Here is a 24,044-nt window from a genome sequence, read left to right as displayed (position 1 = left end):
TTAGGCCGTCATCGGCATTTGTTCGGCGCGCAGCCCCATCGAGAGGCGCACAATCGCGTCTTCCGTGATTTCATCCGCGTTCAGCGTGCCGCTGACCTCGCCCAACCGCATGACCATCACACGGTCGGCAAGGCCGATGAGTTCGGGCATTTCAGAGGTGATCACGATGATCGCATGACCCTGATCGGCCAAATTGCGCAGGAAGGCATAGATTTGCTGTTTGGTGCCGATGTCGATGCCGCGTGTGGGTTCATCGACGATCAGGATGCGCGGCTCAGAGAGCATGATTTTCGCCAGCAGCAGTTTCTGTTGGTTGCCGCCAGACATATTGCCGACGCGCACATCACGGCTGCCCGCGCGAATGTCGAATTCGCTGATCGCATGGGTTAGCGCCGCTTCCTCGGCACCTCGGTCGATCAGGAAACCGCCGAATTTATGGAGGTTCTGCAGCGTCAGGTTCTCGCGCATGCCGCGTTCCAACAGCAGCCCGCGCAGTTTGCGGTCTTCGGTGAGGTAGCACAGCCCGGCCTGCTGCGCGTCGCTGGGTTGTTTGAAATGTACTGGCTTGTCAAAGAGCGTCACGCGATCAAAGCGCGCCGGGCGCAGACCCGCGAGGCCTTCCATCAGTTCCGTCCGGCCCGAGCCGATCAGCCCGCCGACGCCCAAAATTTCCCCACGGCGGAGCGAAAAGGACACGTTGTTGGCACAGCCCGGCACGCTCAGGTTTTCGACCGACAGCACCTCTGGCGCGTCTGCGGCGACACCGGGCTTCGCCGGATAAAGGTCGGACACATCACGGCCCACCATGGCGGTGGCCATTTCGTCTTCGGTGATGTCTGAGGTTGGTCCCGAATGCACCACCGCCCCGTCGCGCATGATGGTCACATGGTCCGAGATCTCGGCCACTTCATCGAGTTTATGCGACGTAAACAGTACCGCCGTGCCCGCCGCGCGCAGCGCCGCGACCTGTTTGAACAGCACATCGGTCTCGCGCTTGGTCAGCACCGCCGTCGGCTCATCCATGATCAGCACCCGCGCATCGCGCGATAGGGCTTTGGCGATCTCAACCATCTGTTTGTCAGAGTTCGACAGGCCCGACACCAGCGCGTCGGGGGAAACGTTGCAGGCCACCCGATCAAGATAGTCGCGCGTGCGCCGCCGCATCTCGGCCTTGTCGAGTAGCGGCCCACGTTTCAATTCGCGCCCCAGAAAGATGTTCTGCTCGACCGTCAACTGTTCGGCCAGATTGAACTCTTGATGGATCATCACGATCCCGGCCATCTCGCCTTCGTGCAGGCTGTTGAACCGCACCGGCGCGCCGTCGAGTTGTACATCGCCCCTGCTGGGCAATTGATAGCCCGCCATGATTTTCATCGTGGTGGATTTGCCCGCCCCGTTCTCACCAATGAGCGCATGAACTGTTCCCGGCTCCAGCGCGAGGGTCACGCCGTGCAGCACCTCGATCGAGCCGAAGCTTTTGCTCACGTCGCGCAGGGCAAGAACGGGGCTGTTGCTCATAGTTTTGTCCACGCCGCATCATTCGCCGAAGAGGTCACGCAGGCGTTGATGAAGCGCATTCCGTACATCCCCGCCGCGATGCCGGGGAGCACGCCCATAGCGCTTTCGCGGGACGCCCCGCCCTGTACCGCGCGGATCGCATCGGCGGCCTCATTATAGATTGTCGCGAACCCTTCAAGGTAGCCTTCGGGGTGGCCACCGGGAATGCGACTCACGGATTGCGATGCCTCCGACGCCCCTGCCCCGTTGCGGGTGATCAGACGCTTCGGCTCTCCCAAGGGCGTGAACCACAGGTAGTTGGGATCCTCCTGCGACCATTCCATGCCGCCCTTGTCGCCATAGATCCGCAATTTCAGCGCGTTCTCGTTGCCCGGGGCCACTTGGCTTGACCACAGCATACCCCGCGCGCCACCAGCAAAACGCAGCATCATATGCGCATTGTCGTCCAGCTTGCGCCCCTTCCCCCAGCTTTGCAGATCGGCGGCAAGGCTTTCGACCTGCAAGCCACTGACGAAACAGGCGAGGTTATGGGCATGGGTGCCGATGTCCCCCACCGAGCCGCCGGCGCCCGACCGCGCGGGATCGGTGCGCCATTCGGCTTGTTTGACGCCTTCGTTTTCCATCGGCGCGGTTAGCCAATCCTGCGGGTACTCTGCCTGAACGATGCGGATATCGCCCAGATCACCTGCTTCGACCATCGCCCGCGCTTGGCGGATCATGGGATAGCCGGTGTAGTTATGGGTGAGAATGAAAAGCGCGTCGGCCTCGGCCACCGTGGTTTCCAGTGCCTCTGCATCCTCCAGCGTGGAGGTCAGGGGCTTGTCGCAGATCACATGGATGCCCTTGGCCAAAAACGCCTTTGCAGCAGCGGCATGAACGTGGTTGGGGGTGACGATCGAAACCGCCTCAATCCCGTCCTCGCGGGCGGCTTCGGCCTCGGCCATTTCCTCAAAACTGCCGTAGGACCGTGGAATGCCCAAAGCCTCTGCACTGGCGGCGGATTTTTCGGGGGTCGAAGACAGCGCGCCCGCGACCAGATCGAACCGGTCGTCGATGCGCGAGGCGATGCGGTGCACTCCGCCGATAAAGGCGTCATTGCCGCCGCCCACCATGCCAAGTCGAATACGTGCCATCAGTCGATCCCCAGCATCTTGCGGTTTGCCGCCTCATCGGTGCCGCCATCGGCGAAGTCGTCAAAGGCTTTGTCGGTTACGCGGATGATGTGATCGGAGACGAACTGCGCCCCCTCGCGCGCGCCGTCTTCGGGGTGTTTCAGGCAGCATTCCCATTCCACCACGGCCCAACCATCGAAATCATTCGCCGCCATTTTGGAAAAGACAGCGCCGAAATCAACTTGACCATCGCCAAGCGACCGGAACCGCCCGGCACGGTCAGTCCAGCTTTGGTAGCCTGAATAGACCCCCTGACGACCCGTCGGATTGAACTCCGCATCCTTGACGTGGAACATCTTGATCCGGTCTTTATAGATGTCGATGTTATCAATATAATCAAGGCATTGCAGCACATAGTGGCTGGGATCATAGAGCATGTTGGCCCGCGCGTGATTGCCCGTGCGCTCCAGAAACATCTCATAGGTGATGCCGTCATGCAGGTCTTCGCCGGGGTGGATCTCATAGCAGATATCGACACCGCAGTCCTCGGCGTGGTTGAGGATCGGCAGCCAACGCGCAGCCAACTCATCAAAAGCCGTTTCGATCAACCCCGCAGGGCGCTGTGGCCATGGGTAGACATAGGGCCAAGCCAGCGCGCCCGAGAAGGTCGCATGTGCGCCGATGCCCATGTTCTTTGAGGCCGAAAGCGCCATCTTCACCTGCTCGACCGCCCATTCCTGTCGCGCCTTCGGATTGCCGCGTACTTCTTCGACAGCGAAACCGTCAAAGGCGGTATCATAGGCCGGGTGCACCGCGACCAATTGGCCCTGAAGGTGGGTCGAAAGTTCGGTGACCTCTACGCCGTTCTCGACTGCCTTGCCCTTGAACTCGTCGCAGTAATCCTTGCTCGACGCCGCTTTGGCCAAGTCGATCAGCCGCGCGTCCCAACTGGGCACCTGCACGCCTTTGTACCCACAATCGGCAGCCCATTTGGTGATGCTGTCCCAAGAGTTGAACGGCGCTTCGTCGCCTGCAAACTGCGCCAGAAACAGCGCTGGTCCCTTGATCGTCTTCATTATGTTCCTCCCTTTCCCCGGCTCAAACGAACCGGTTCACGATATTCTCCAGAATTTCCTGCCGGCCCGAGCGGGGTTGCGGGTTGATGCCGTCCTTGGCGACCTGCGCCGCGATGCTGGCCAGATCCCCCTCCAACATCGCCTTCGCCTCGGGCGTCTCCCACCCCGCGTAGCGCTCATCACGCATGGCTTCGAGCGTCCCATCCTCCAGCATCGCGGCGGCGGCTTTGAAGCCCCGCGCGCAGACATCCATCGCGCCTGCATGGGCCGCGATCAGATCGACCGGATCAAGCGATTGCCGCCGCAGCTTGGCGTCAAAATTGGTGCCGCCAGTGGTGAACCCGCCCGCTTTAAGCACTTCGTAATAGGCCAGCGCGACCTCGGGGACGTTGTTGGGGAACTGGTCCGTGTCCCAGCCCGATTGGTAGTCGTTGCGGTTCATGTCGATGGACCCGAAAATCCCGAGCGAGGATGCCAGCGCCAATTCATGTTCGAACGAATGGCCCGCAAGGATCGCGTGGCCTTGTTCGATGTTCATCTGAACCTCACCCTCCAGCCCGAACTCCTTAAGGAAACCGTAAACGGTGGCGACGTCGAAATCATATTGATGCTTAGTCGGCTCCTGCGGCTTCGGCTCGACCAGAATAGCGCCCTTGAAGCCGATCTCGTGTTTATACTCTACCGCCATCTGCAAAAAACGTCCCGCCTGCTGGCGTTCGCGTTTCAGGTCGGTGTTCAGCAGGGTTTCATAGCCCTCGCGCCCGCCCCAAAGCACATAGTTTTGCCCGTCCAGCTTGTGGGTCGCATCCATACAGGCTTTGACTGTTGCCGCCGACCAGGCAAAAACCTCCGGGTCAGGGTTGGTGGCTGCACCTGACATAAAGCGCCGATTGCCAAAAAGGTTCGCCGTGCCCCAAAGCAGTTTGGTTTTTGAGCTTTCCATCTTGGTGCCGAGGTAATCGATAATCTCTTCGAAATTGCGCAGGCTCTCGGCGAAGGTATCGCCCTCGGGGCGGATATCGGCGTCGTGCCAGCAAAAGTAGGGCGCGTTCAACAGATCGAACATCTCAAACGCCACATCAGCTTTTAGGCGCGCCAATTCCATCGTCTCGCCAAACCACGGGCGGTCGAAGGTTTGCCCGCCAAAGGGATCGCCGCCGGGCCAAGCGAAGGAATGCCAATAGGCCACGGCAAAGCGCAGGTGGTCTTCCATCCGCTTGCCCATAAACACTTCGTCGGGGTTGTAGTGGCGAAAGCCCAGATCAGAGCCGTCTGGATCATAGGAAAGTGGCTTAATATCTTTAAAAAAATCACTCATGTGTCTTGGGCCTTCATCTTATCGGTCAATGTGTCGGCGGGCAGATTGTCCCGCACATAAATCGTCGGCACGAGGTCCGGCATCGGTGGCAAATCTTTCGCGTCAATCAGGGCGCGCAGGACGGTAAAGGCGCGGTTGATTTCCACGTCTGGGCGTTGGTCGATGACCAGATCAATCTGTCGTGCCATCAGCGCTTGGCGGGAATGGGCGACAAGTTCATGCACCACGCAAAAGGGGCGTGTTCCCTGCCCGCCGCGAAGGGCGGCGATCAGGCCGCTGTTGCCTGCGCCAACATTGTAAAGCGCCGTCAGCCCTTGCTGGATCAGCGCCTCTTGCGTCTGCGCCTGAAGCACCTGCGCATCGTCCTTGGTCATGATCGGATCGAGCAGCGTAATCTGCGGAAAATCAGCGTTGAGCACTTCGCGAAATCCGGCGAGGCGCTCTGCGTGGTCACGCGCGTTGAGCGAACCTGCAAAAGTTTGCACCTTCCCACCCTGCCCGCCGTGGGCAAGACCCACCATCCGCCCAGCGGTGCGCCCGGCGGCGATGTTGTCGATGCCGATATAGGCCGCGCGGGCGGCGTGGGGCAGGTCGGAGACAAGGCCCACCACGGCCACCCCTTTGGCGCGCAATTCGGCCAAAGGTACCTCAAGCGCGGCGCTTTGCAGCCCGACGATGGCGACACCGTCGAATTCACGCATAAGCAGGTCTGTGATGCTGTCTTGCAACCCGTCTACTGCGAAGGCGGCGACTTCTATCACCTCGGCGCTGACCCGTTCGGAGGCCTGATGATTTGCGGTGTGCTCGATGTGCTGGCGGATACGGTTGAAGAAAGCGTTGGAACCGCGTGGGATCAGAAATGCGAGCCGGTAGATGCGACCCCGCGACAGGTTGGCCGCCGCGACATTGCGCACATATCCAAGCGCCGAAACAGCTTCGCGCACCTTGGAAATGGACTTCTCAGCCACATTTCCGCGGTTGTTGATCACCCGGTCTGCGGTGGCATAGCTCACCCCAGCAGCACGTGCGACATCGCTCAGCGTCGGACTTGTCATGATCCCTCCCCCATCGCGCCAACCCTCCCAAGCGGCGCGTCTTGACCCTATCTATAAGGATATTTTGATATACGTCAATCATTTTTGATAGACGTATATCATTTTCTTGGGATGACACGGCACCGACCGGCTCTAAGGCTTTATTATAAAGGGATTTAAAGCGGCAGCAGGGCGTCAGCGCCCTCCTGTCATTTCGTTTTCCAGCATCGGGCCGGGATGGATGCAAGCCACCTGATGCACATCGCTGCCCGGCTCTGGCACCACCTCGGCGCAATCTGCCTGCGCACGGGGGCAGCGGCCACGGAAGACACAGCCCGAAGGCGGGTTCATCGGTGACGGCATATCGCCAGTCATCGGCACAATCTTTTTGGCGCGTTCAGCCACCGGATCGGGGATCGGCACGGCGGACAGCAAGGCCTGTGTATAGGGGTGCTGCGGATTGTCGTAGAGCTGCGCCTTGGGGGCCTTTTCCATGATGCGGCCGAGATAGAGCACCATAACCTCGTCCGAAATGTTTTTCACCACACTTAGGTCATGGGCGATAAAGATCATCGCCAGCCCCAAATCGCGCTGCAACTCTTTGAGCAGTTCAATCACCTGCGCTTGGATCGATACATCAAGGGCCGAGACCGGTTCGTCGCAGATAAGCAACTTCGGCTCCACGATCAGGGCACGGGCGATGCCAATGCGTTGGCACTGGCCGCCCGAGAACTCATGCGGATAGCGGTTGATCATCTGCGGCAGCAGACCCACGCGCTCCATCATCTGCGCCACGCGGGCGCGGCGTTCCTTGGCAGAGATCTCGGGCCGGTGCGTGCGCAGCGGCTCGGCGATGATCTGGCCCAGCGTCATGCGGGGGTTGAGCGAGGCCAGAGGGTCTTGAAACACCATCTGGATCTCAGAACGGTAGGGCTTCATCCGGCGGGGTGAAAGTGACAGCAGGTCCGTCTCTCCGCGCCAGTTCACCTGCCCCGTCGCCGGGACCATCTGGATCAAACCCCGCGCAAGGGTGGATTTACCACAGCCGGATTCGCCGACCACGCCAAGCGTTTTGCCCGGCTCCAGATCAAAGCTCACCCCGTTCACAGCATGTAGGAAACGCGGCTTCGTCCAAGGCATATCGCCAGCGCGGGTGATGGGGAAACGAACGTGCAGATCGCGAACAGACAGAAGCGGGCTCATGCGGTGACCTCCGCAATCGGGCGGTGGCAGGCACGGGCGCGGCCTTGGGCAAAAGGCGCAAGTGGCGGCATCACGCGGCAATCTTCGCCGGCGTAGGTGCAGCGCGGGCGGAAGGGGCAGCCTTCGGGCGGGGCGGCCATGTTGGGCGGGTTGCCGGGGATCGCCTTCATGGTGGCGTCTTGGTCATCGACCCGCGGCACGGCGGCCAAAAGGCCACGGGTATAGGGGTGCGTCGGCTCGGCAAAGAGCGGCTCGGTCGGGCCCTGCTCCATCACTCGACCACCGTACATCACCAACACCCGCTCGCAGAAGCCCGCGACGACGCCAAGGTCATGGGTGATGAGGATCGTGGCCATGCCGAAATCCTTTTGCAGATCGCCCAATAGGTCCATAATCTGCGCCTGCACCGTTACATCAAGCGCGGTGGTTGGCTCATCCGCGATCAGCAGGTCGGGCTTGCACAGCAGCGACATTGCGATCATCACCCGCTGGCGCATCCCGCCCGAAAATTCATGCGGGAAGAGACGAATGCGCTCTTTGGCTGCGGGGATTTTCACCGCGTCCAGCATCCGCACCGATTCCGCCAGTGCCGCGCGTTTCGACATGCCGTGGTGCAGGGTCAGCACCTCGGTCATCTGATCGGCGATGCGCATATAGGGATTGAGCGATGTCATCGGGTCTTGGAAGATCATCGCGATCCGCTCGGCCCGGAGTTTGTTCAGCACCTTGGGTTTGGCGCCCAAAATCTCTTGCCTGTCAAACCGGACCGAGCCAGCGGTGCGCCCGTTCGGCGCGAGCAGGCCCATAATCGAGAAGGCGGTCTGGCTCTTGCCCGAGCCGCTTTCGCCGACGATGCCCAAGGTTTCGCCCCGGCTGATCGACAGCGACAGGTCGTTGACCGCATGCACGGGGCCATCTTCGCCGTCGAAGGTGACAGAGAGCTTGTCGATTTCCAGCAGAGACATCAGCGATCCTTGGGGTCGAGGGCGTCACGCAATCCGTCGCCGATAAAGAACAGGCCAAAGAGCGTGAGACAGAAGAACAGCAGTGGGAAACCCAACTGCCAGGTAGTGCCATAGGCGATGGTCCCCGCCCCTTCGGAGATCAGCGCCCCGAGGGAGGTCAGCGGTTCCTGAATGCCAAGGCCAAGGAACGAAATGAAGCTTTCCGTCAGGATCATCAGCGGGACCAGCAGTGTAGCGTAAACGGCGATCACGCCCAGCAGGTTGGGCACGATATGGCGCAGGATGATGACCGGGGCCGAAACGCCCGTGGCGCGGGCGGCTTCGACGAATTCGCGGCCCTTGATGGTCAGGGTTTGGCCGCGCACGATGCGGGCCATCTCCATCCATGAAATCAGACCAACACCGGCAAAGAGGATGGTGATCGAGCGGCCATACATCACCAAGAGCAGGATCAGCACGAACATATAGGGCACGGCCATGAAGATATCGACGAGCCGCATCATGATGCTGTCGGTACGCCCGCCGAAGTAACCCGCCACCGCGCCGTAGAGCGTGCCGACGACGCAGGCGATCAGCGCCCCGACAAGGCCCACAGCGAGGCTGATCTGCGTGCCTTGCACGGTCCGTGCGAACAGATCGCGCCCCAGATCATCGGTGCCAAAGTAATGGCCGCTTTCAATCGACGGCCCACCCAGTTCGACGATCTGGCCCATGACGTTGTAGTCCAATTCCTCGTTAGACCATTGCGCGAGGCTGTTGCCGAAAAGCGCAAAGGCCACGACGAAGCCGAGGATCACCAGACCCATCAGCGCCGCCTTGTTGCGGAAGAACCGCCGCCGTGCGTCGGCCCAAGGGGAACGCCCCTTGCCCGCAAGCTCGCTGGCTTCGACCCGTTGTTCGGATGTCATCACCATGTCAGTACCGGATCTTGGGGTCGATCCACCCGTAAAGGATATCGACCACGAGGTTGAAGAAGATGGTCAGCGCCCCAACGAGGATCGTCACGCCCATCATCACCGCGTAATCGCGGTTGAGCGCTGAATCGACGAAAGCCTTGCCGATGCCGCCGGTGGAGAAGTAAATATCGACCACCACAGAGCCGGTGATCATCGCCACGAAGGCCGGTCCCAGATATGAAATCACCGGCAGCATCGCGGGTTTCAGCGCATGGCGCAGGATCACCCGGCGTTCGGGCAGCCCCTTGGCCCGCGCGGTGCGGATGTGGTTCGAGGTCAGCACCTCAAGCATCGACGAGCGGGTGATCCGAGCAATCGAGGCCATGAAAGAAGTCGACAGCGCAATCACCGGCATGATCCAGTATTCCGGCCCCTGCCAGCCACCACCGGGCAACCAACCAAGCCAGAGCGTAAAGACCAGCACCAAGATCGGCGCCATGACGAAATTCGGCAAGACCTGCGCCCCGATGGAAACCCCAACCGCGACATAATCGAGCAGTGAGTTGTGCCGCACCGCTGCGGCCACGCCAAGGCCAACGCCGACGATCACCGCCACGGCAAAGGACAACAGCCCATAGGTCAGCGTGATCGGGAAACCTTGGGCGATGATCTCATTCACCGAACGGTCTTTGTAGACAAAGCTCGGCCCGAAATCGAAGTCAGAAACAATGCCCCAGACATAGCTGCCGATCTGTTTCCACAACGGATCATCCAACCCGTATTTCGCGTTGAGGTTGGCCAGCACCTGCGGCGGTAATTCCCGCTCGGATGTGAACGGCCCGCCGGGGGCGGAATGCATCAGCAGGAAGGAAATCACGATCAACACCAAAAGTGTCGGGATCGCAATCGCAAGGCGCTTGAGAATGTAGCTGAGCAAGAGGCGTGCGCTCCGGATACGGGGGTTGTGGGGGTATAGAATAGAATCGGGCAGCCCGTGCCTTAACCGCCGGGCTGCCCGAATGTCGAGAGGTTACTCTGCGGTACGATAGAGGTCTTTGCCGTACCACGTGTTGTTCACGTTGTTCTCGGGCAGACCTTCGATGTCTTCCGCGATCATGTCGACGTTAGCATAGTGGTAGATCGGAATGATCGGCATTTCCTCAGCCAAGATGCGCTCCGCGTCTTTGTAAAGCGGCTGCGGGTCTTCGGCGGTTTTGCTGTCCTTCATGAGCTTGTCATAGGCGTCATTATAGAACTCGCCGTTGTTGTGGCCCGAATAAGAGGTCAGCAGATCGAGGTAGGTCGACGCTTCGTTGTAGTCCCCGCACCACGCATAGCGCGCCATATCGTAGTCCTGGTTCTGCATCCGGTCGGTGTGGACCTTCCACTCGTAGTTATCCAGCGTGAGGTTCACGCCGATCTGCTTGAGCATCTGCGAGGCCGCGATGGCGATCTTTTTGTGATCTTCCGACGTGTTATATTGCAGCGTCAGATCAAGTGGATTGTCGGGGCCATAGCCTGCTTCGGCCAGCAATTCCTTGGCTTTCTCCACGCGCTGCGCTTGATCCATATTGTCGGCCCAATCCAACTCGGGACGTTCGAAATCCGCAATCGCCCAATGGGTCCAGTTGTAAGACGGCTTTTGCCCGCCTTGCAAAATACGCTCCACGATAATGTCGCGGTCGATGGCATAAGCCAATGCTTTGCGCACATTGACGTTTTTCAACGCCTCCGGCCCCTTCTCGCCCACGTTCAGCATATAGATGTAAGAGCAGTTATAGGGGGTTGAGACCGCCTGTTCGGGGTACTCTTTCTTCAGGCGCGGGTACTGCCCGGCGGGGATATCCACGCGGTCCAGCTCACCTGCCAGATAGCGGGTCAGCGCTTGGTTCACGTCATTGATGGTCAGCGCGGTGATCGTTTCCATCACCACGTTGTCGGCATCCCAATAGGTGTCGCTCTTCTCCATCACGACACGTTCGCCCAACTGATGCTCGACCAGTTTATAGGCGCCGTTGCCGACCAATGTGCCCGCATCGGTCCAGTCATCGCCATGTTCTTCGACCGCACTTTGCAGCACGGGGAAGATTGAGCCATGCACCAACATTTGCGGGAAATAGGGCAGCGGCGTGGTGATCTTGACCTCAAGAGTGTGATCGTCGACCGCGCGGATGCCCAGATCTTCGGCGGATGTGTCGCCTGCGATGATTTCAGGCGCGTTTTCGACCTGCATCAGCTCCATGTACCAGGCGTATTCCGACGCGGTCGCTGGGTCAGCCAAGCGGCGCCAAGAATAGACGAAATCGTTTGCGGTGACCGGCTCACCGTTCGACCACTTGGCATCCTTGCGCAGGTTGAAGGTATAGGTTTTACCGTCTTCGGAAACCTCATGATCCAGCGCCACACCCGGCACCAGTTCGCCGTTGCCGTCTTCGTTATACAGCCCCTCAAAAAGGTTGCGCAGCACGTCAGAACCTTCGACATCGGTGTTGATCTGCGGGTCCATCGACTTGATCGCGTCGAGCAGCCAGAAGGTGTAGTTTTGATCTTCGGCAAGGTTCACGCCCTCAGGCACATCGGCGGCCTGCGCCTGAAAGGCAAGGCCGAGCGCCAGTGCAGAGGATGCAAGTGTGGTGCGAAATTTCATGGTGACTCTCCGTTGTTTGGAAGTTCGTGTTCTGATTGAAAAGTAATCAATCGAAAACAGAGAGTACATGCAAGACGTTGCCTCGCGTAAGCCAAAGACGGCGGCATAGCGCCGAGCAAGAAACTCAGCACCAGCCTTATCGTCAATAATTTTTACCTGTCAGACCCAGACTTGATCCGGGTCAGGCAACGGAATCGCATCCAGCAATTTGCGTGTGTATTCCGCCTGTGGCGCGGCAAAGAGATCTGCGGTTTGCGCCTGCTCCACAATCTCCCCCTGATAGAGCACGATGATCTGATCACAAAGCCGCCGGATCACCGACATATCATGGCTGATAAAGGCCAAGGTCAGCCCCAGTTCGCGCACCAGTTCCTGCAAGAGGTTCAGCACCTGCGCCTGCGAGGATACATCAAGCCCTGAGACGATCTCATCCGCGAGAATGAACTCGGGCCTGAGCGCAATGGCGCGCGCGATGCCGACACGTTGCCGCTGCCCGCCTGAGAGTTCATGGGGATAGCGATTGGCGAAACTGCGCGGCAGCCCCACCATGTCCAGCGCCTCTGTCACCTTGGCGGGGATGCCGTCATGCCCCTGCACCCGCAGCGGACCGGCGATGATGCCCCCCACCTGCCGACGCGGGTTGAGCGAGGACATCGGGTCTTGAAAAATCATCTGCATCTGCGCACGCATCGGGCGCATGGCGTCCTCCTCCAAATGGGTAATGTCGCGCCCGTTGAAGATGATGCTGCCGCCCGTCGGCTCCAACAGCCGCAGCATGGCGCGGCCCAATGTGGATTTGCCCGAACCCGATCCGCCGACGATGCCAAGTACGGCACCTTTCGGCACATCGAAACTGAGCCCGCGCAGGATTTCGATCCGTGGGGCCGCGCCGAACAACGGTTTGCGGGTCATGTCGGGAAAAGACAGCCGCAAGTCTCTCACTTGGTACATCAAAGGCCCGCCCTCCGGTCGTGGTCCGTCACTTCGCGCTCAACCTGATCAATCACCGATTGCTGCACCGGGGTCAGCGACCCTTCGGGGTCTTTGTAACTTGGTGTCGCCGCCAAGAGTGCCGCGGAATAGGGATGTATCGGATGCATGAAAAACCGCCGCATCTGCGCCTCTTCCACGACCTTGCCTGCATAAAGCACGCTGAGCGTGTCGCAGACCTTGGACACGACGCCAAGGTCGTGGGTCACGAACAAAAGCGCCGTCCCATGGCGCGTCTGCATGTCGGCTATCAATCGGAGGATCTGCTTTTGCACCGTCACATCCAAGGCCGTGGTCGGCTCATCTGCGATAATGAGCTTCGGCTCGGCAGCAAAGGCGGCGGCAATCAGGATGCGCTGGCGCATGCCGCCCGATAGCTCATGCGGGTAGCTGCGCATCACGCGCGCCGGGTCGGGGATCTGGACCTCTGCCAACAGCTCCAGCGCACGCGCCTCAGCATCCACGCGGGACCAACCGAGGATATCCACCAACCGCCGGGTGATCTGCGGCCCAATGCGCCGCGCGGGGTTGAGTGCGGTCAGCGGATCTTGTGGGATCAGCGCCGCCGATGCGCCGATACGGCGGCGACGTTCAGCCGGGCGCAGGGTTTGCAGATCGACCCCATCAAGCCAAATCTCGCCCCGCGTCACCGCAAGCGCACGCGGCAAAGTGCCCAGCACGGCCTTGCCGATCATCGACTTGCCCGCGCCGCTTTCGCCCACCAGCCCATGCACCTGCCCCGCCGAGACGCTGAGCGAGACATTGCGCAGGATCGGCGCGCCGCCTTTCAGCGTGACGCAGAGGTTGCGGATTTCCAGAAAGGCATTCATCGCAGCACCGGATCAAAGCGGTCTTTCAACCCTTCGCCTAGTTGAGAGAAGCTGAGCACCGTCAGAAACAACGTGACCAACGGAAAGACCAACACCCACCACGCCTGATGGACCGAGGTGCGCCCTTCGGAGATCATGCCCCCCCACGTGGGGCTATCGGTCGAGATCGACAGGTTCACGAAGCTCAGGATTGCTTCGACGATTACGGCAATGCCCATCTCTAGCGTCAGAAGCGCAATGATCGTGGGCAGCACGTTCGGCAAGATCTCGGTTAGCATCGTTCCCATCCGTTTGCGCCCCGCGACTTGGGCAGAGGCGACATAATCCATCGCGCCTTGGGTCATCGCTTCGGCCCGGATCACGCGGGCGAAACGGGTCCAGTCGATCACCACGATGGCGATAATGATTGAGGTGAGGCCGGTGCCCAGTACCGCGATCAGCAGAATGGCGAAAAGTACCGGCGGGAAGGCCATCCAGATGTCGACAAAGCGGCTGATGATCCGATCCGGCCAGCCGCGATAGTAGCCCGCGATCAACCCCAACCCCGTGCCGATCACGCAGGTCAGCGTGCCCGCCACCAGCGCCACAATCAGCGCCAGACGCGCGCCATGAATGATACGGCTCAGCACATCGCGGCCCAGTGAGTCCGACCCCAGCCAATAGCCCGGCTCGGCCCCTGCCTCCCAAAATGGCGGCAGGCGTGAAGTGAAGAGATCCTGCGCCAGCGGATCCTGCGGGGCGATCCACGGTGCCAGCAAAGCTGCCAACACCAGCAGGATCAGCCAACCGCCCGATAGCCAAAGCCGCAGCCCGATGGGGCGTTTTACATCACCTCTCGCATCACGCATGGCGCAACCTCGGGTTCAGCACGACATAGAGCATGTCGACCGCTAGGTTCACGAGGGTGAAAATCAGCGCAAAAAGGATCACGATGCCTTGGATCAGCGGCAGGTCGCGGTTGATCACAGCGTCGATTGCCATATTGCCCAGGCCTTCGTAGCTGAACAGCCGCTCGATGATGACAGTGCCGCCGATCAGAAAGGTAAACTGCACCCCCACCAAGGTCAGCGTCGGCAGAATTGCATTGGGCAGCGCATCGCGGGTGATGACATGGTGTTCGCCATAGCCATGGGTGCGCGACAGGGTAACGTAATCAAGATGCATGGTTTCTTTCAGGCTTTGCTTGAGCAGCTGCGCGATGATCGCCGACAATGGGATTGCCAGCGCCAGCGCGGGCATGAACATGTGGCCGATCAGGTCGCCCAGCACGTCAAAACGCAACCGCAGCAGGGCTTCGAAAAGGTAGAAATTGGTGGTGAAATCAATGTTGAGTGCCGGGGAAATGCGGCCAGAAATATGAAACACCGGCCAGAGCACGCCAAAGAGCAGGATCAACACCAGCCCCCAAAGGAAATCCGGGATCGACAGCGCCATGCCGGACGATACGTCAATGGCCCCCTCTTTGCGGGTATTGCGCCAGCGCGTGCCAGTCAGCGCCATCGTCCCTCCGATCACCACCGCAATCAGCAAAGCGACAATGCTTAGCTCCAGCGTTGCGGGCAGACGGTTTAACACTAACGAACTCACCGGTTGTCGCAGCGAGATCGATGTGCCGAAATCACCCTGAACCACCCCGCCCAGCCAGATCATGAACTGCTCAAAGATCGACTTATCAAACCCATATTGCGCCTGAAGCCGGGCGATATCGGCCTCTGTCGCGCCGGGGGGGAGCATCATGGCAATGGGGTTGCCCGGCACGACACGGATCACCACAAAGATGATCACGGCCACACCAAAGAGCGTGATGGCGGTGCTGAGCAGCCGCATCAATATATTACGCAATAGGGTCATTTTGCCTCTGAAGGTTGGGGGGACGGGGCGACAAACGCCGCCCTGTCAAATCCAGCTTGCGTTAGGCGCGGGTCATCAGATGCGGCAGCAGCGCGCCTGAGCGGTGCGGCACCACATTCACGCCCGCGACATGCAGGATCGGCTGGACATATTGCAGCAGCGGGATCACCTCCGCGTTCTCCGCGATATGACGGTCAACGGCTTTCCAACCTTCGATGCGCTTGGCCTCGTCCTTCTCGCCCCAAAGCGGCAGGATCATGTTAAAGGTCTCTTCCCCATCCCAAACCGAATGCGGTGAAGGCCCGAACATGGCAAATCCGGTCGAGGTTGTCGGATCACCCACCGAGTTGCCCCAGTTATAAAAGGCTGCCGGTGCCAGCGTATCCGCCGCGCGCAGTTCATAGTGTTTGGCGATCTCATAGACCTCGATCTCGGCCTCGATCCCGACCTTGCGCCAGAGCCCGACAATGGCCTGCACCATCTCGTAATCCTTAGGCTTGAAGCCCTTAGTGGTCTGGATTTTGAACTTCACCGGATTATCGACGCTATAGCCCGACTCTGCCAGTAGTTCCTTGGCCTTTTCCATGTCGTGACCGACGGTGATGGTCTCATCATAGGCGGCATAGTCTGGGGTCTGCATCGTGTCGATTGCCACACCGTAGCCCGACAGCAGCCGTTCAATGATAAGACCCTTGTCGATCGCCAGCGCTGCTGCTTTGCGCACGTTCGGGTCGGTCATCACATCGATGTCATTAAGGAAGATCATCCCGATGTCGGAAATCGGCTCGGCCACACCTTCGATACCGTCTTTGGCTTTCAAGCGGTCGAACTCTTCGTAAGGCACTTCGAGCGTGACATGGCTGTTGCCCGATTCAATCTCTGCCACGCGAGAGGCCGCGTCGGTCACGAATTTGATCGTCACATTCTTGAACGCAGGCGCGCCGCCCCAGTAATTCTCGTTAGCCTTGAGCCGGACAAACGCATTGCGCTCGAATTTCTCGACCATATAGGGGCCGGTGCCAATGGGCGCGGCCTCAAACCCGTCTGCGCCGACTTCTTCATAGTATTTCTTGGGCAGAACATAGCCAGTCAGGAATGACATCCACTTAAAGAACGTCGGCTCATATTCCTTCACATCGGCGGTAACGCGGTTGCCCTCGGCGGTGATGTTTTCGACCTTGCCCCAGATAAATTGGATCGGGTTGCCTGTCTCGGCATTGGCGGCACGCTCAAGCGACCATGCAACATCTTCGGCGGTGAAAGGATCGCCGTTGTGCCATGTCACCCCGTCGCGGATCTCCATCCAAATTTTGGTCTGATCGTCGTTCCAGCCATAATCGGTGATTAAGCCTTGGCCAAACGACAGGTCGGGGTTCTGCGGGATGTAGAGATCAAAGATCGACTGATAGAAGCCTTGGATCGTCGGGTTCACAGCCGAAGGGCCAACGGTCGGATCCCAGCTGGGCAGGTTGACATTATAGGCGATGACCAATTCATTGATCTCTTGGGCCAAGCTGGGCAGGCCGACAGTGGCAAAGGTTGCCGCCGCGGCGCTGGTCTTGAGTAGGCTACGTCTGGATAGTTTCATTGTCTTTCTCTCCCTGAGAATTGGTTATTTTTAGTTTTTTGTTATTTTCCGGCGAGTTTTCGGGCGAGCAGGGTGCCGGGCCCCGCCCCCGTGCCACCTCCGGGCCAGACAGCGGCACCGGTGTGGTAAAGCCCTCTGATCGGCGTGCTGCCATCGGCAAAGCCGCGCGCGGGGCGGTTCATGAAATGTTGATGCAGGTGGTGGCTGCCGCAGACCTGATCGCCGCCAATGAGGTTGGGGTTGTCGGCCTCCAGCATCGCGGGTGTCACCACATGGCGGTCGAGGATACGGGCGCGTGTGCCGGGGGCGTAGCGCTCCAGCAGATCAAGCGCGCGCTCAGCCATCGGCGCGGCGGCGCTCTCCCAATCCCGCGCCGCGATCTCACCCTTGGCATCGCCTTGGATCTGCCCCGGCACCATGCGGACCTGAAGCCAAAGCACATGTTTCCCCTCTGGTGCACGGCCGGGGTCCACCACTGTCGGCTGACCGCAAACGATAACCGGCTCATCCGGCAGTATCCCGGCCTTGGCCTGCGCATAGGTCCGCGCCATCTGGTCCATCGACGGGGCGAGATGCACATAAGCAAAGCGGTTCAACTCAGCCGCAGGCCAGCTCGGCAGCGCGTCCATCGCCAGATGGATCATCATCGTACCCGGCGCGTGTTGGAAGAACTTCATCGCCCTATCATGCCGCGCGTCCCCGCTGCCTCCGGTCAGGCGCAGCAGAGCCGAAGGCGCGACATTGGCGATCACCGCCTTGTCGGCCCCAATAAAGCGACCATCGAAAAGTGTGATCCCGGTCGCCCGGCCACCGGCCTCTTCGATGCCCGTTACCTCTGCGTTGCAGGTGACGCTGCCGCCGCGCGCTTCGATCATCCGTACCATCGCGCGGGTTACTGTATCGGCCCCGCCTTGGCCCAACACCATGCCAAAGGCCTGTGCTGCCATAGCTTCGAGATAGGGGAAAAGCGCGCCACCGGCGATGTCAGGGGCGAAATCCAGATGCATCCCCCACGCGGCGAAAGTGGCCTTTACCCGATCATCTTCGAATGTCTGATCCAACCAAGCCCGTGGCGACATCATCAAAAACTGCGCCAAGTCAAGGCTGCCGCCCGCCCCGCGTTTACGGAGCGTCGACCAACCGAGTTTGGCGAGGGATGTTGCCCGCATCGGGCTGCCAAGCAGGGCAAAAATTGTCTCAGCCTCAGCAGGAAAATCATCGCTCAGCCGGTCCCACGCCTCGGCATCCGCCGCGCTGAAACCAGCAATCCGCGCCCGGTTTAGCGCGCGGTCATTTGAAATGCCCAGCCAACGCCCGTCCGGAAACAGGCTCGCAAAAGGGTTCGCCGTGGGCGCAAAGCCCAGCCCATGGCGTGCAAGCTCTTCGCCGTGGTCCGTATGGAACGCTGACCCCGCAAAGAGCGACAGGTTCATCGCCGCCCAGTCATGCCGAAACCCCGGTTGCGTATAGGCGCCCGACTTGACCGCACCCCCCGGTTCGCCCGCTTGCTCATAAACCGCCACACGCCAGCCCTGCGCCGCCAGATGGCAGGCGCAAGCAAGGCTATTGTGCCCCGCGCCGATGATGACGGCATCAACATTTGATGTCATTTCCCAATTCTCCCTGAGCAAGATAATTGCAAACGCATATTTTTTTGTCTAGCTTTGTTTCAAGTATCTCGAACGTCACAAAACATTTGCGGAAGGATTGGGCATGACTGATGTCGATCACATCATCATTGGATCCGGCATCAACGCGCTGGTCGCGGCGGCACTGCTCAGCCGCAAGGGCGACAGCGTGCTGGTGGTCGAGCGCGAAGACCGGATCGGTGGCTGCATGATGACCGAAGAGGTCACCCTGCCCGGCTTTCACCACGACGTCATGGCCGCGACCTTCGTTCTATTTCTAACCGGCCCCGCCTATGGTGCATTGGGCGATGATCTTGCCAAACATGGGCTGGAATTCTGCCACAGCCCGCATCCCACCGCCGCCCTGCGCCCCAATGGTCAAGCCCTACGGCTGGAGATGGACCGCGCGACGAATGTCGCAGCCTTCAACGCGCGCGCGGCGGGGGACGGGGATCAACACGCGGCGGATGTGGGCGCGATTGAGGCGGACGCGGATTTTCTTTTTGCGCTTCTGGGGCAGCCGCTCTGGTCGCGCCAGTCTGCATGGCTGCTGGCAAAACAGGCGTGGAAAAAAGGGCTCGGCCCGCTTAAATCATGGTTCGGTGAGGCGTTGGAGCCGGGCCGTGCGTGGCTTGAGACGCGCTATGAAAGTGAAGACGTTCAGGCGCTTTGGGCGCCCTGGGTCTTGCATGTAGGACTGACACCCGAGGCCAGCTATGGCGGGCAAATGAGCCGGGTCATCGCCTTCGCGCTAGAGGCCGCAGGCGCGCCCGTGGTCAAGGGCGGCGCGGGACAGATGGCGGTGGCGTTCAAGAGGTTGATTGTAGCAAACGGCGGCGAAATCCGCACCGGCGTCGAAGCCAGCCGTATCCTTGTCGAGAACGGAGAGGCGCACGGGATTGAGACGTCCTCAGGCGGGAGGATCAACGCCAAGAATGTCATCGCATCCGTCGCGCCGGGGCAGCTTTACGACAGTTTGTTAAAAGATCAACCGCGCCCCGAACATCGCCGCAAATTCCGCCACGGGCGGGGTAATTTCCAATTGCACTATGCGCTGGATGGTGACCCCGATTGGGTTGCCAAGGGGCTAGAGGATGTCGCTTTGATCCACCTGACCGACGGCATCGACGCCGTCTCGCGCGCCTGTAACGAGGCTGAGCGCGGGCTACTTCCGGCGGTGCCGACAATCTGTGTCGGGCAACCGCATCGCCTTGATCCCAGCCGCTGCCCAGAAGAGAAGGCGGTGCTCTGGCTGCAAATCCCCGACGCGCCGCGCGTCATCAAGGGCGATGCTTCGGGTGAGATCGAAACCACCCCTGAATGGACCGAGGCGATGCGCGAAGCCTTCGCTGACCGGATCGAAGATATTCTACGCAAAAGCATCCGCAACTTTGATGAAATCAAACTCGCCCGGCACGCCTATTCGCCCGCCGATCTGGCCGCGATGAACGTCAATCTGGTGGGCGGTGACCCCTATGGCGGGGCCTGCACCTTGGATCAGTTCTTTCTCTGGCGGCCTTTTGCGGAACAGAAGAACTACGCCACCCCGATCAAGGGGCTGCACCATATCGGCGCCTCGACCCACCCCGGCCCGGGTTTGAGCGGGGGGTCTGGGTTCAACTTGGCGAAAGGGATGGGCGCTTAGCCGCGCGCGCCCCAAGTGTCGGACAGGCGGTATCCGTCGGGCCACGGATCGTCGGGGTCCAGCATGTGCTGGTGAACGCCCGTAATCCATCCCCTCCCTGAGAGTTCGGGCAAGATGGCCGGGTGATCGCCGACGCGGGTCTCGCCCAAGATACGCCCAGTAAAGGTTGAGCCGATCAGCGAGACCGTGGTCAGGCTGCCCTCCAAGCCCATCTCCCCCCGTGCATGCAACAGCGCCATCCGCGCGCATAGTGCTGTGCCAGTGGGGGAGCGATCCACCTTGCCCGGCTGGATCGCCACTGCCGCCCCGGCGCGCAGGCCGGTCTCGTCACGGGTCACTGGTCCGGCGAAAAGGCAGAAAGAGAAATGCTGCCAATCGGGGTTATCGGGATGCTCAAAGCGCATCGCAGCATTTGCGGCATTCGTGATCCGCACCCCGAGACGGGCAATATCATGGGCCTCATGCGCCTCAAGCGAGAACCCCATCGCAGCAGCATCAACGACGACGAAACTGTCACCTCCATAGGCGGTATCCACGGTGAGCGTGCCCAGCCCTTCGACCTCCAGCGGAACATCAAGGCGGGCCGCGAAGCTCGGCAGGTTCTGCACAAAGATACGCTCTGCCTTGCCATTGCGACATTCCGCGCGGACCTTCACCAGCCCACCCGGCGCTTCGAGGGTCAGTTCGGTCACCGGCTCAGTCATCGGCAGGATACCCCCGTCAAGCAGGACAGTGGAAACGCAGATCGAATTTGAGCCCGACATGGGCGGCGTGTCTTCCGGCTCCATAATGATGAAGGCCGCATCGGCGCGGGGGTCTTTCGGTGGGACGAGCAGGTTCACATGACGAAACACCCCGCCACGCGGCTCGTTCAGCACGAAATTGCGCAGCGTCTGGTCCCGCGCGATCCAACGGCTTTGCTCCCACAACGTCTCGCCCGGCGGCGGGGTGACACCGCCCACGATCACATCGCCCACCTCGCCCTCGGCATGGGCCGAGATCACATGAACCGTTTTGCTGCTACGCATCTTGCGTTCCCTTCTCTGCCAACCACATAGGCGGCTCTTCCGCAGCGGCACCAGAGACCGCCGCCTCTACGCAATCGGCGATACTGCCAAAGCGCACTGCGCGGCCCGACAGGCCCGGCGCGTAATGCGCGTATTTCCCAGAGTTGGTCATCAGCACCTTGGCGGAGGGCGGGAAGACCGGCTCGGCAATTGAACACCAACAAATGTCTGGCACCACCTGTACCCCCGCCGTTTCAAGCCGCGCCACGGTGCCGTCGGCCCGCGCGGCTTTCAGAGTGTCATGGCCAAGGGTGACGATGACCGCCGTATCGGGATGACGTTTTCGCCCGGCCAAAGCTGTATCCAAAGCGTGGCATTCGGCATGAGAAAAATGCGGGCTGCCGAAGGCGATGAGGTCGACTTTCGCAGACCCTGCGTTGAACTGTTGCCAGACCCGGCGCAAATCTTTGGATGTGATGCGCAGGGTATCGGCCTCGGACACTGGGGAAAGATCAGCTTCGGGCGTAATCCCCGCCACATGAAGCATCGGCGCAGCAGAAGTCGTACCGAAAGCAGCACAAAGCCCCTTCAGGTCATCCTCATTCGGCGCGGCATTCTCTAACCCGCGCAAAACCGGGATCCGATCCGCTGCCGCTTGTCCGGCCAGCCAGCCCAGCATTGGCCAGATTGCCTCGTCATACTGCGCTGGCAGTTCTACTTCGATCACCTTACGCGGGGCACGGTGGGCGTCTAGGTAAACCCCGGAAAGCGGCGCGCGCCCGGTCAACGCGATACAGAGATCGAGGAAATCAGGATGTTTCACCGTCCGCGCGCCAAGCACGCTATTGGCATAGATCACCGCGTTGGACTCCGACCACGCGATGAACTCCCCCCGTTCGGGCGGGGCGGGCAGTTGGTAAGGCGCGCAGGTGAAACTGGGGCGTGCGCCCATGGTAACATAGGCATCGGCCAGCCGGCTGGCCGGCAGGCCAAAATCTGGCGGCACGCCTTGGGCGCGCCAGTTGCCGTGATCGACCGAGATCGCGTTCATCGTGGTCGGCACGCGCACCTGTGATCCCATATCGGCCATGGTCTGCGCGAAAAGCAGGTTGGCCGGGCTGGCGTAGATGCAGCCGTCGATATGCACGCGCGTCACGTCGACCAGCCTCTCGGCCCCCTGCCCGCGTGCCATGGTGCAGGTGATCTCCATCGCCAATTGAACTGCCGGACCGTCGGCCCCATCAAGCATTGCTTGATCCTCAGCGGTGAGATGCAGATCGCGGGCGGGATGGTCAGACAGCGGCAAATCCCACGCATCGGTGCTGAGCATCTCAGGCGTGATCCGCGCGTTTCGCGCCTTGGCAAGCAGGTCGTAGTCCTTTGCGCCGAGCCGCAGCACCGCCAGCGGCTTGTTGAACATCTTCCCCGCGATCAGCGCACCCAAGGTCAGGATATCCTCGGCCTCCCGAAAGACAAGGGCGGCGGGGGCATGGCCGTTCAGCGCCAGTTCCAACAAGACGCCACTGCCGGTACAGGAACCCCGGCTCGTGGGCATCAACACGATTTTCCCCGCCAGCGACTGCCCGCAAAGCGGGTGATGCGCGTCGATGACCTTGCCACTGGCCGGATCGACGCCGCCCCAGAAACTCAGCCCCTCGGAGGAGACGAGCACCGCGCCTTGGGCCTCGGCGGGAACGATGATTTGCGCCATGGGGAGCCCTTCCAAATCAGGTGACAACGAAGCCGTGCGCGAAGGGGTCGCGCTCGTCGATAAAGATTGTGTTAAAGCCGGTGACCCGCGCCCAACCGGCGATAGAGGGGATGATCGCGGGCTTTCCCGCTACTTCCGCGGCCGCTTCGACCCGGCCTTTGAACATCGACCCGATGATGGATTCATGCACGAAGTCGTCGCCCACCTCCAAGTTCCCCTTGGCCGCGAGTTGCGCCATCCGCGCCGAGGTGCCGGTGCCACATGGGGAACGGTCGATCGCCTTGTCGCCGTAGAAGACCGCATTGCGGGCGTGGGCCTCGGGCGCTTGGGCGTCACCGGTCCAAAGGATGTGGCTCAACCCGTTGATCGCGGGGTGTTCGGGGTGGATGAATTCGTATTTCGCATTGAGTGCTGCGCGAAGTTTTGGGCTGAGGCCGACCAATTCAGAAACCGAGAAATCCGCCAGGTCGCGAAAATTCTTCTGCGGCTCGACGATGGCATAGAAATTGCCGCCATAGGCCACATCAACCACCACTTCGCCCAAGCCGTCGACCTCGGCCGTCAGCCCTTCGGAATGGAGGAAGGCAGGCACATTGGTCAGGCGCGCCTCTTCGACGAAACGCCCCTCTTGGCGGTAGGTCACATCGACCCGCCCGGCAGGGGTCTCAAGGCGCAACTGTCCGGGGGTGGCGGGCGTGACCAACCCGTTTTCCAGCGCCATGGTGACGGTGCCGATGGTCCCGTGACCGCACATCGGCAGGCAGCCCGAGGTTTCGATGAACAGAACGGCGATGTCGCAGTCCTCGCGCGTTGGTGGGTAAAGGATCGCGCCCGACATCTGGTCATGGCCACGCGGCTCGAACATCAGGCCGGTGCGGATCCAGTCGTATTCCGCCAGAAAATGCGCGCGCTTTTCCAGCATGTTCGCGCCCTTAAGCAGAGGCGCGCCGCCGGTGACGAGCCGTACCGGATTGCCGCAGGTGTGGCCGTCGATACAAGGAAATGTGTGTTGCGTCATGTCAGCC

20 protein-coding genes are annotated in these 24,044 nt (G+C 60.6%); 1 reads left to right on the top strand and 19 read right to left on the bottom strand.

From position 1 onward, the window contains the following. The 16 genes from DSM110093_RS20040 to DSM110093_RS19965 form a co-directional block, all read right to left on the bottom strand. The gene (locus DSM110093_RS20040) at nt 1–1,518 is read right to left on the bottom strand and encodes a sugar ABC transporter ATP-binding protein (RefSeq protein ID WP_243268488.1); all 1,518 of its coding nucleotides are present in this window, start codon (nt 1,516–1,518) and stop codon (nt 1–3) included. Next, a complete protein-coding gene (locus DSM110093_RS20035; RefSeq protein ID WP_243268486.1) occupies nt 1,515–2,651 on the bottom strand; it encodes a Gfo/Idh/MocA family oxidoreductase in 1,137 nt (378 codons plus the stop codon). Before DSM110093_RS20035 ends, DSM110093_RS20040 begins: the two co-directional genes overlap by 4 nt. Continuing rightward, nucleotides 2,651–3,706: a sugar phosphate isomerase/epimerase gene (locus tag DSM110093_RS20030; RefSeq protein ID WP_243268485.1), complete on the bottom strand. Its 1,056-nt coding sequence runs from the start codon at nt 3,704–3,706 to the stop codon at nt 2,651–2,653. The genes DSM110093_RS20035 and DSM110093_RS20030 overlap by 1 nt, the downstream gene beginning before the upstream one ends. 22 nt (nt 3,707–3,728) lie before the next feature. Further along, nucleotides 3,729–5,024, bottom strand: a complete 1,296-nt coding sequence (gene xylA, locus DSM110093_RS20025) for a xylose isomerase (RefSeq protein ID WP_243268483.1) — start codon at nt 5,022–5,024, stop codon at nt 3,729–3,731. Then, nucleotides 5,021–6,079 (bottom strand): LacI family DNA-binding transcriptional regulator, encoded by a 1,059-nt coding sequence (locus DSM110093_RS20020; RefSeq protein ID WP_243268482.1) that lies wholly within the window; start codon nt 6,077–6,079, stop codon nt 5,021–5,023. Before DSM110093_RS20020 ends, xylA begins: the two co-directional genes overlap by 4 nt. Nucleotides 6,080–6,253: 174 nt before the next feature. Then, on the bottom strand, nt 6,254–7,261 hold the full coding sequence (locus tag DSM110093_RS20015) for an oligopeptide/dipeptide ABC transporter ATP-binding protein (RefSeq protein WP_243268481.1): 1,008 nt from the start codon (nt 7,259–7,261) through the stop codon (nt 6,254–6,256). Beyond that, nucleotides 7,258–8,226, bottom strand: coding sequence for an oligopeptide/dipeptide ABC transporter ATP-binding protein (locus DSM110093_RS20010; RefSeq protein ID WP_243268479.1), 969 nt, complete (start codon nt 8,224–8,226; stop codon nt 7,258–7,260). The genes DSM110093_RS20015 and DSM110093_RS20010 overlap by 4 nt, the downstream gene beginning before the upstream one ends. Continuing rightward, the gene (locus tag DSM110093_RS20005) at nt 8,226–9,140 is read right to left on the bottom strand and encodes an ABC transporter permease subunit (protein WP_243268477.1); all 915 of its coding nucleotides are present in this window, start codon (nt 9,138–9,140) and stop codon (nt 8,226–8,228) included. The genes DSM110093_RS20010 and DSM110093_RS20005 overlap by 1 nt, the downstream gene beginning before the upstream one ends. Nucleotide 9,141: 1 nt before the next feature. Beyond that, entirely contained in the window at nt 9,142–10,059 is a 918-nt protein-coding gene (oppB, locus tag DSM110093_RS20000; RefSeq protein ID WP_093928645.1) for an oligopeptide ABC transporter permease OppB, read from the bottom strand. A gap of 93 nt (nt 10,060–10,152) precedes the next feature. Further along, the gene (locus DSM110093_RS19995; protein ID WP_243268475.1) at nt 10,153–11,769 is read right to left on the bottom strand and encodes a peptide ABC transporter substrate-binding protein; all 1,617 of its coding nucleotides are present in this window, start codon (nt 11,767–11,769) and stop codon (nt 10,153–10,155) included. A 159-nt stretch (nt 11,770–11,928) separates the two neighbouring features. Then, nucleotides 11,929–12,720, bottom strand: a complete 792-nt coding sequence (locus tag DSM110093_RS19990) for an ATP-binding cassette domain-containing protein (protein WP_243268473.1) — start codon at nt 12,718–12,720, stop codon at nt 11,929–11,931. Beyond that, entirely contained in the window at nt 12,720–13,589 is an 870-nt protein-coding gene (locus tag DSM110093_RS19985; RefSeq protein ID WP_243268472.1) for an ABC transporter ATP-binding protein, read from the bottom strand. Before DSM110093_RS19985 ends, DSM110093_RS19990 begins: the two co-directional genes overlap by 1 nt. Continuing rightward, entirely contained in the window at nt 13,586–14,437 is an 852-nt protein-coding gene (locus tag DSM110093_RS19980; RefSeq protein WP_243268471.1) for an ABC transporter permease, read from the bottom strand. The genes DSM110093_RS19985 and DSM110093_RS19980 overlap by 4 nt, the downstream gene beginning before the upstream one ends. Then, complete coding sequence (locus DSM110093_RS19975; protein WP_243268470.1) at nt 14,430–15,440, bottom strand: ABC transporter permease; 1,011 nt, start codon at nt 15,438–15,440, stop codon at nt 14,430–14,432. The genes DSM110093_RS19980 and DSM110093_RS19975 overlap by 8 nt, the downstream gene beginning before the upstream one ends. 61 nt (nt 15,441–15,501) lie before the next feature. Next, nucleotides 15,502–17,028 carry an ABC transporter substrate-binding protein gene (locus DSM110093_RS19970; RefSeq protein ID WP_243268468.1) on the bottom strand — a complete coding sequence of 509 codons (1,527 nt, stop codon included), beginning with the start codon at nt 17,026–17,028 and terminating at the stop codon, nt 15,502–15,504. Nucleotides 17,029–17,069: 41 nt separating this feature from the next. Beyond that, the gene (locus DSM110093_RS19965) at nt 17,070–18,638 is read right to left on the bottom strand and encodes an NAD(P)/FAD-dependent oxidoreductase (RefSeq protein WP_243268466.1); all 1,569 of its coding nucleotides are present in this window, start codon (nt 18,636–18,638) and stop codon (nt 17,070–17,072) included. A gap of 103 nt (nt 18,639–18,741) precedes the next feature. Here DSM110093_RS19965 and DSM110093_RS19960 point away from each other — a divergent pair, with 103 nt between their 5' ends. Next, nucleotides 18,742–20,301 (top strand): NAD(P)/FAD-dependent oxidoreductase, encoded by a 1,560-nt coding sequence (locus tag DSM110093_RS19960; protein ID WP_243268464.1) that lies wholly within the window; start codon nt 18,742–18,744, stop codon nt 20,299–20,301. Here DSM110093_RS19960 and DSM110093_RS19955 read toward each other — a convergent pair. From DSM110093_RS19955 to DSM110093_RS19945, 3 genes are read right to left on the bottom strand one after another with little or no spacing between them, the layout of a single operon-like run. Beyond that, complete coding sequence (locus DSM110093_RS19955; RefSeq protein WP_243268462.1) at nt 20,298–21,329, bottom strand: proline racemase family protein; 1,032 nt, start codon at nt 21,327–21,329, stop codon at nt 20,298–20,300. The two genes, DSM110093_RS19960 and DSM110093_RS19955, sit on opposite strands and share 4 nt — an antisense overlap. Beyond that, on the bottom strand, nt 21,322–23,019 hold the full coding sequence (locus DSM110093_RS19950; RefSeq protein ID WP_243268460.1) for an aconitase family protein: 1,698 nt from the start codon (nt 23,017–23,019) through the stop codon (nt 21,322–21,324). Before DSM110093_RS19950 ends, DSM110093_RS19955 begins: the two co-directional genes overlap by 8 nt. Before the next feature lie 16 nt (nt 23,020–23,035). Then, nucleotides 23,036–24,037 carry a 4-hydroxyproline epimerase gene (locus DSM110093_RS19945; RefSeq protein ID WP_243268459.1) on the bottom strand — a complete coding sequence of 334 codons (1,002 nt, stop codon included), beginning with the start codon at nt 24,035–24,037 and terminating at the stop codon, nt 23,036–23,038. Between the last annotated feature and the right edge of the window lie 7 nt (nt 24,038–24,044).

The sequence above is a fragment of the Sulfitobacter sp. DSM 110093 genome (assembly GCF_022788715.1).
Taxonomy (GTDB): domain Bacteria; phylum Pseudomonadota; class Alphaproteobacteria; order Rhodobacterales; family Rhodobacteraceae; genus Sulfitobacter.
The sequence above is the reverse complement of the archived record's forward strand: the minus strand, read 5'-3'. Positions and strand labels throughout refer to the sequence as shown.

Coding starts and splice junctions, on each gene's coding strand:
- DSM110093_RS20030 (WP_243268485.1), bottom strand. CDS start 3,706: ATGAAGACGATCAAGGGACCAGCGCTGTTTCTGGCGCAGTTTGCAGGC.
- DSM110093_RS19960 (WP_243268464.1), top strand. CDS start 18,742: ATGACTGATGTCGATCACATCATCATTGGATCCGGCATCAACGCGCTG.
- DSM110093_RS19955 (WP_243268462.1), bottom strand. CDS start 21,329: ATGCGTAGCAGCAAAACGGTTCATGTGATCTCGGCCCATGCCGAGGGC.
- DSM110093_RS19980 (WP_243268471.1), bottom strand. CDS start 14,437: ATGCGTGATGCGAGAGGTGATGTAAAACGCCCCATCGGGCTGCGGCTT.
- DSM110093_RS20005 (WP_243268477.1), bottom strand. CDS start 9,140: ATGGTGATGACATCCGAACAACGGGTCGAAGCCAGCGAGCTTGCGGGC.
- DSM110093_RS19995 (WP_243268475.1), bottom strand. CDS start 11,769: ATGAAATTTCGCACCACACTTGCATCCTCTGCACTGGCGCTCGGCCTT.
- DSM110093_RS19965 (WP_243268466.1), bottom strand. CDS start 18,638: ATGACATCAAATGTTGATGCCGTCATCATCGGCGCGGGGCACAATAGC.
- DSM110093_RS20035 (WP_243268486.1), bottom strand. CDS start 2,651: ATGGCACGTATTCGACTTGGCATGGTGGGCGGCGGCAATGACGCCTTT.
- DSM110093_RS20010 (WP_243268479.1), bottom strand. CDS start 8,226: ATGTCTCTGCTGGAAATCGACAAGCTCTCTGTCACCTTCGACGGCGAA.
- DSM110093_RS20015 (WP_243268481.1), bottom strand. CDS start 7,261: ATGAGCCCGCTTCTGTCTGTTCGCGATCTGCACGTTCGTTTCCCCATC.
- DSM110093_RS19950 (WP_243268460.1), bottom strand. CDS start 23,019: ATGGCGCAAATCATCGTTCCCGCCGAGGCCCAAGGCGCGGTGCTCGTC.
- DSM110093_RS19970 (WP_243268468.1), bottom strand. CDS start 17,028: ATGAAACTATCCAGACGTAGCCTACTCAAGACCAGCGCCGCGGCGGCA.
- DSM110093_RS19985 (WP_243268472.1), bottom strand. CDS start 13,589: ATGAATGCCTTTCTGGAAATCCGCAACCTCTGCGTCACGCTGAAAGGC.
- DSM110093_RS19975 (WP_243268470.1), bottom strand. CDS start 15,440: ATGACCCTATTGCGTAATATATTGATGCGGCTGCTCAGCACCGCCATC.
- DSM110093_RS20040 (WP_243268488.1), bottom strand. CDS start 1,518: ATGAGCAACAGCCCCGTTCTTGCCCTGCGCGACGTGAGCAAAAGCTTC.
- DSM110093_RS19945 (WP_243268459.1), bottom strand. CDS start 24,037: ATGACGCAACACACATTTCCTTGTATCGACGGCCACACCTGCGGCAAT.
- DSM110093_RS20020 (WP_243268482.1), bottom strand. CDS start 6,079: ATGACAAGTCCGACGCTGAGCGATGTCGCACGTGCTGCTGGGGTGAGC.
- xylA (WP_243268483.1), bottom strand. CDS start 5,024: ATGAGTGATTTTTTTAAAGATATTAAGCCACTTTCCTATGATCCAGAC.
- DSM110093_RS19990 (WP_243268473.1), bottom strand. CDS start 12,720: ATGTACCAAGTGAGAGACTTGCGGCTGTCTTTTCCCGACATGACCCGC.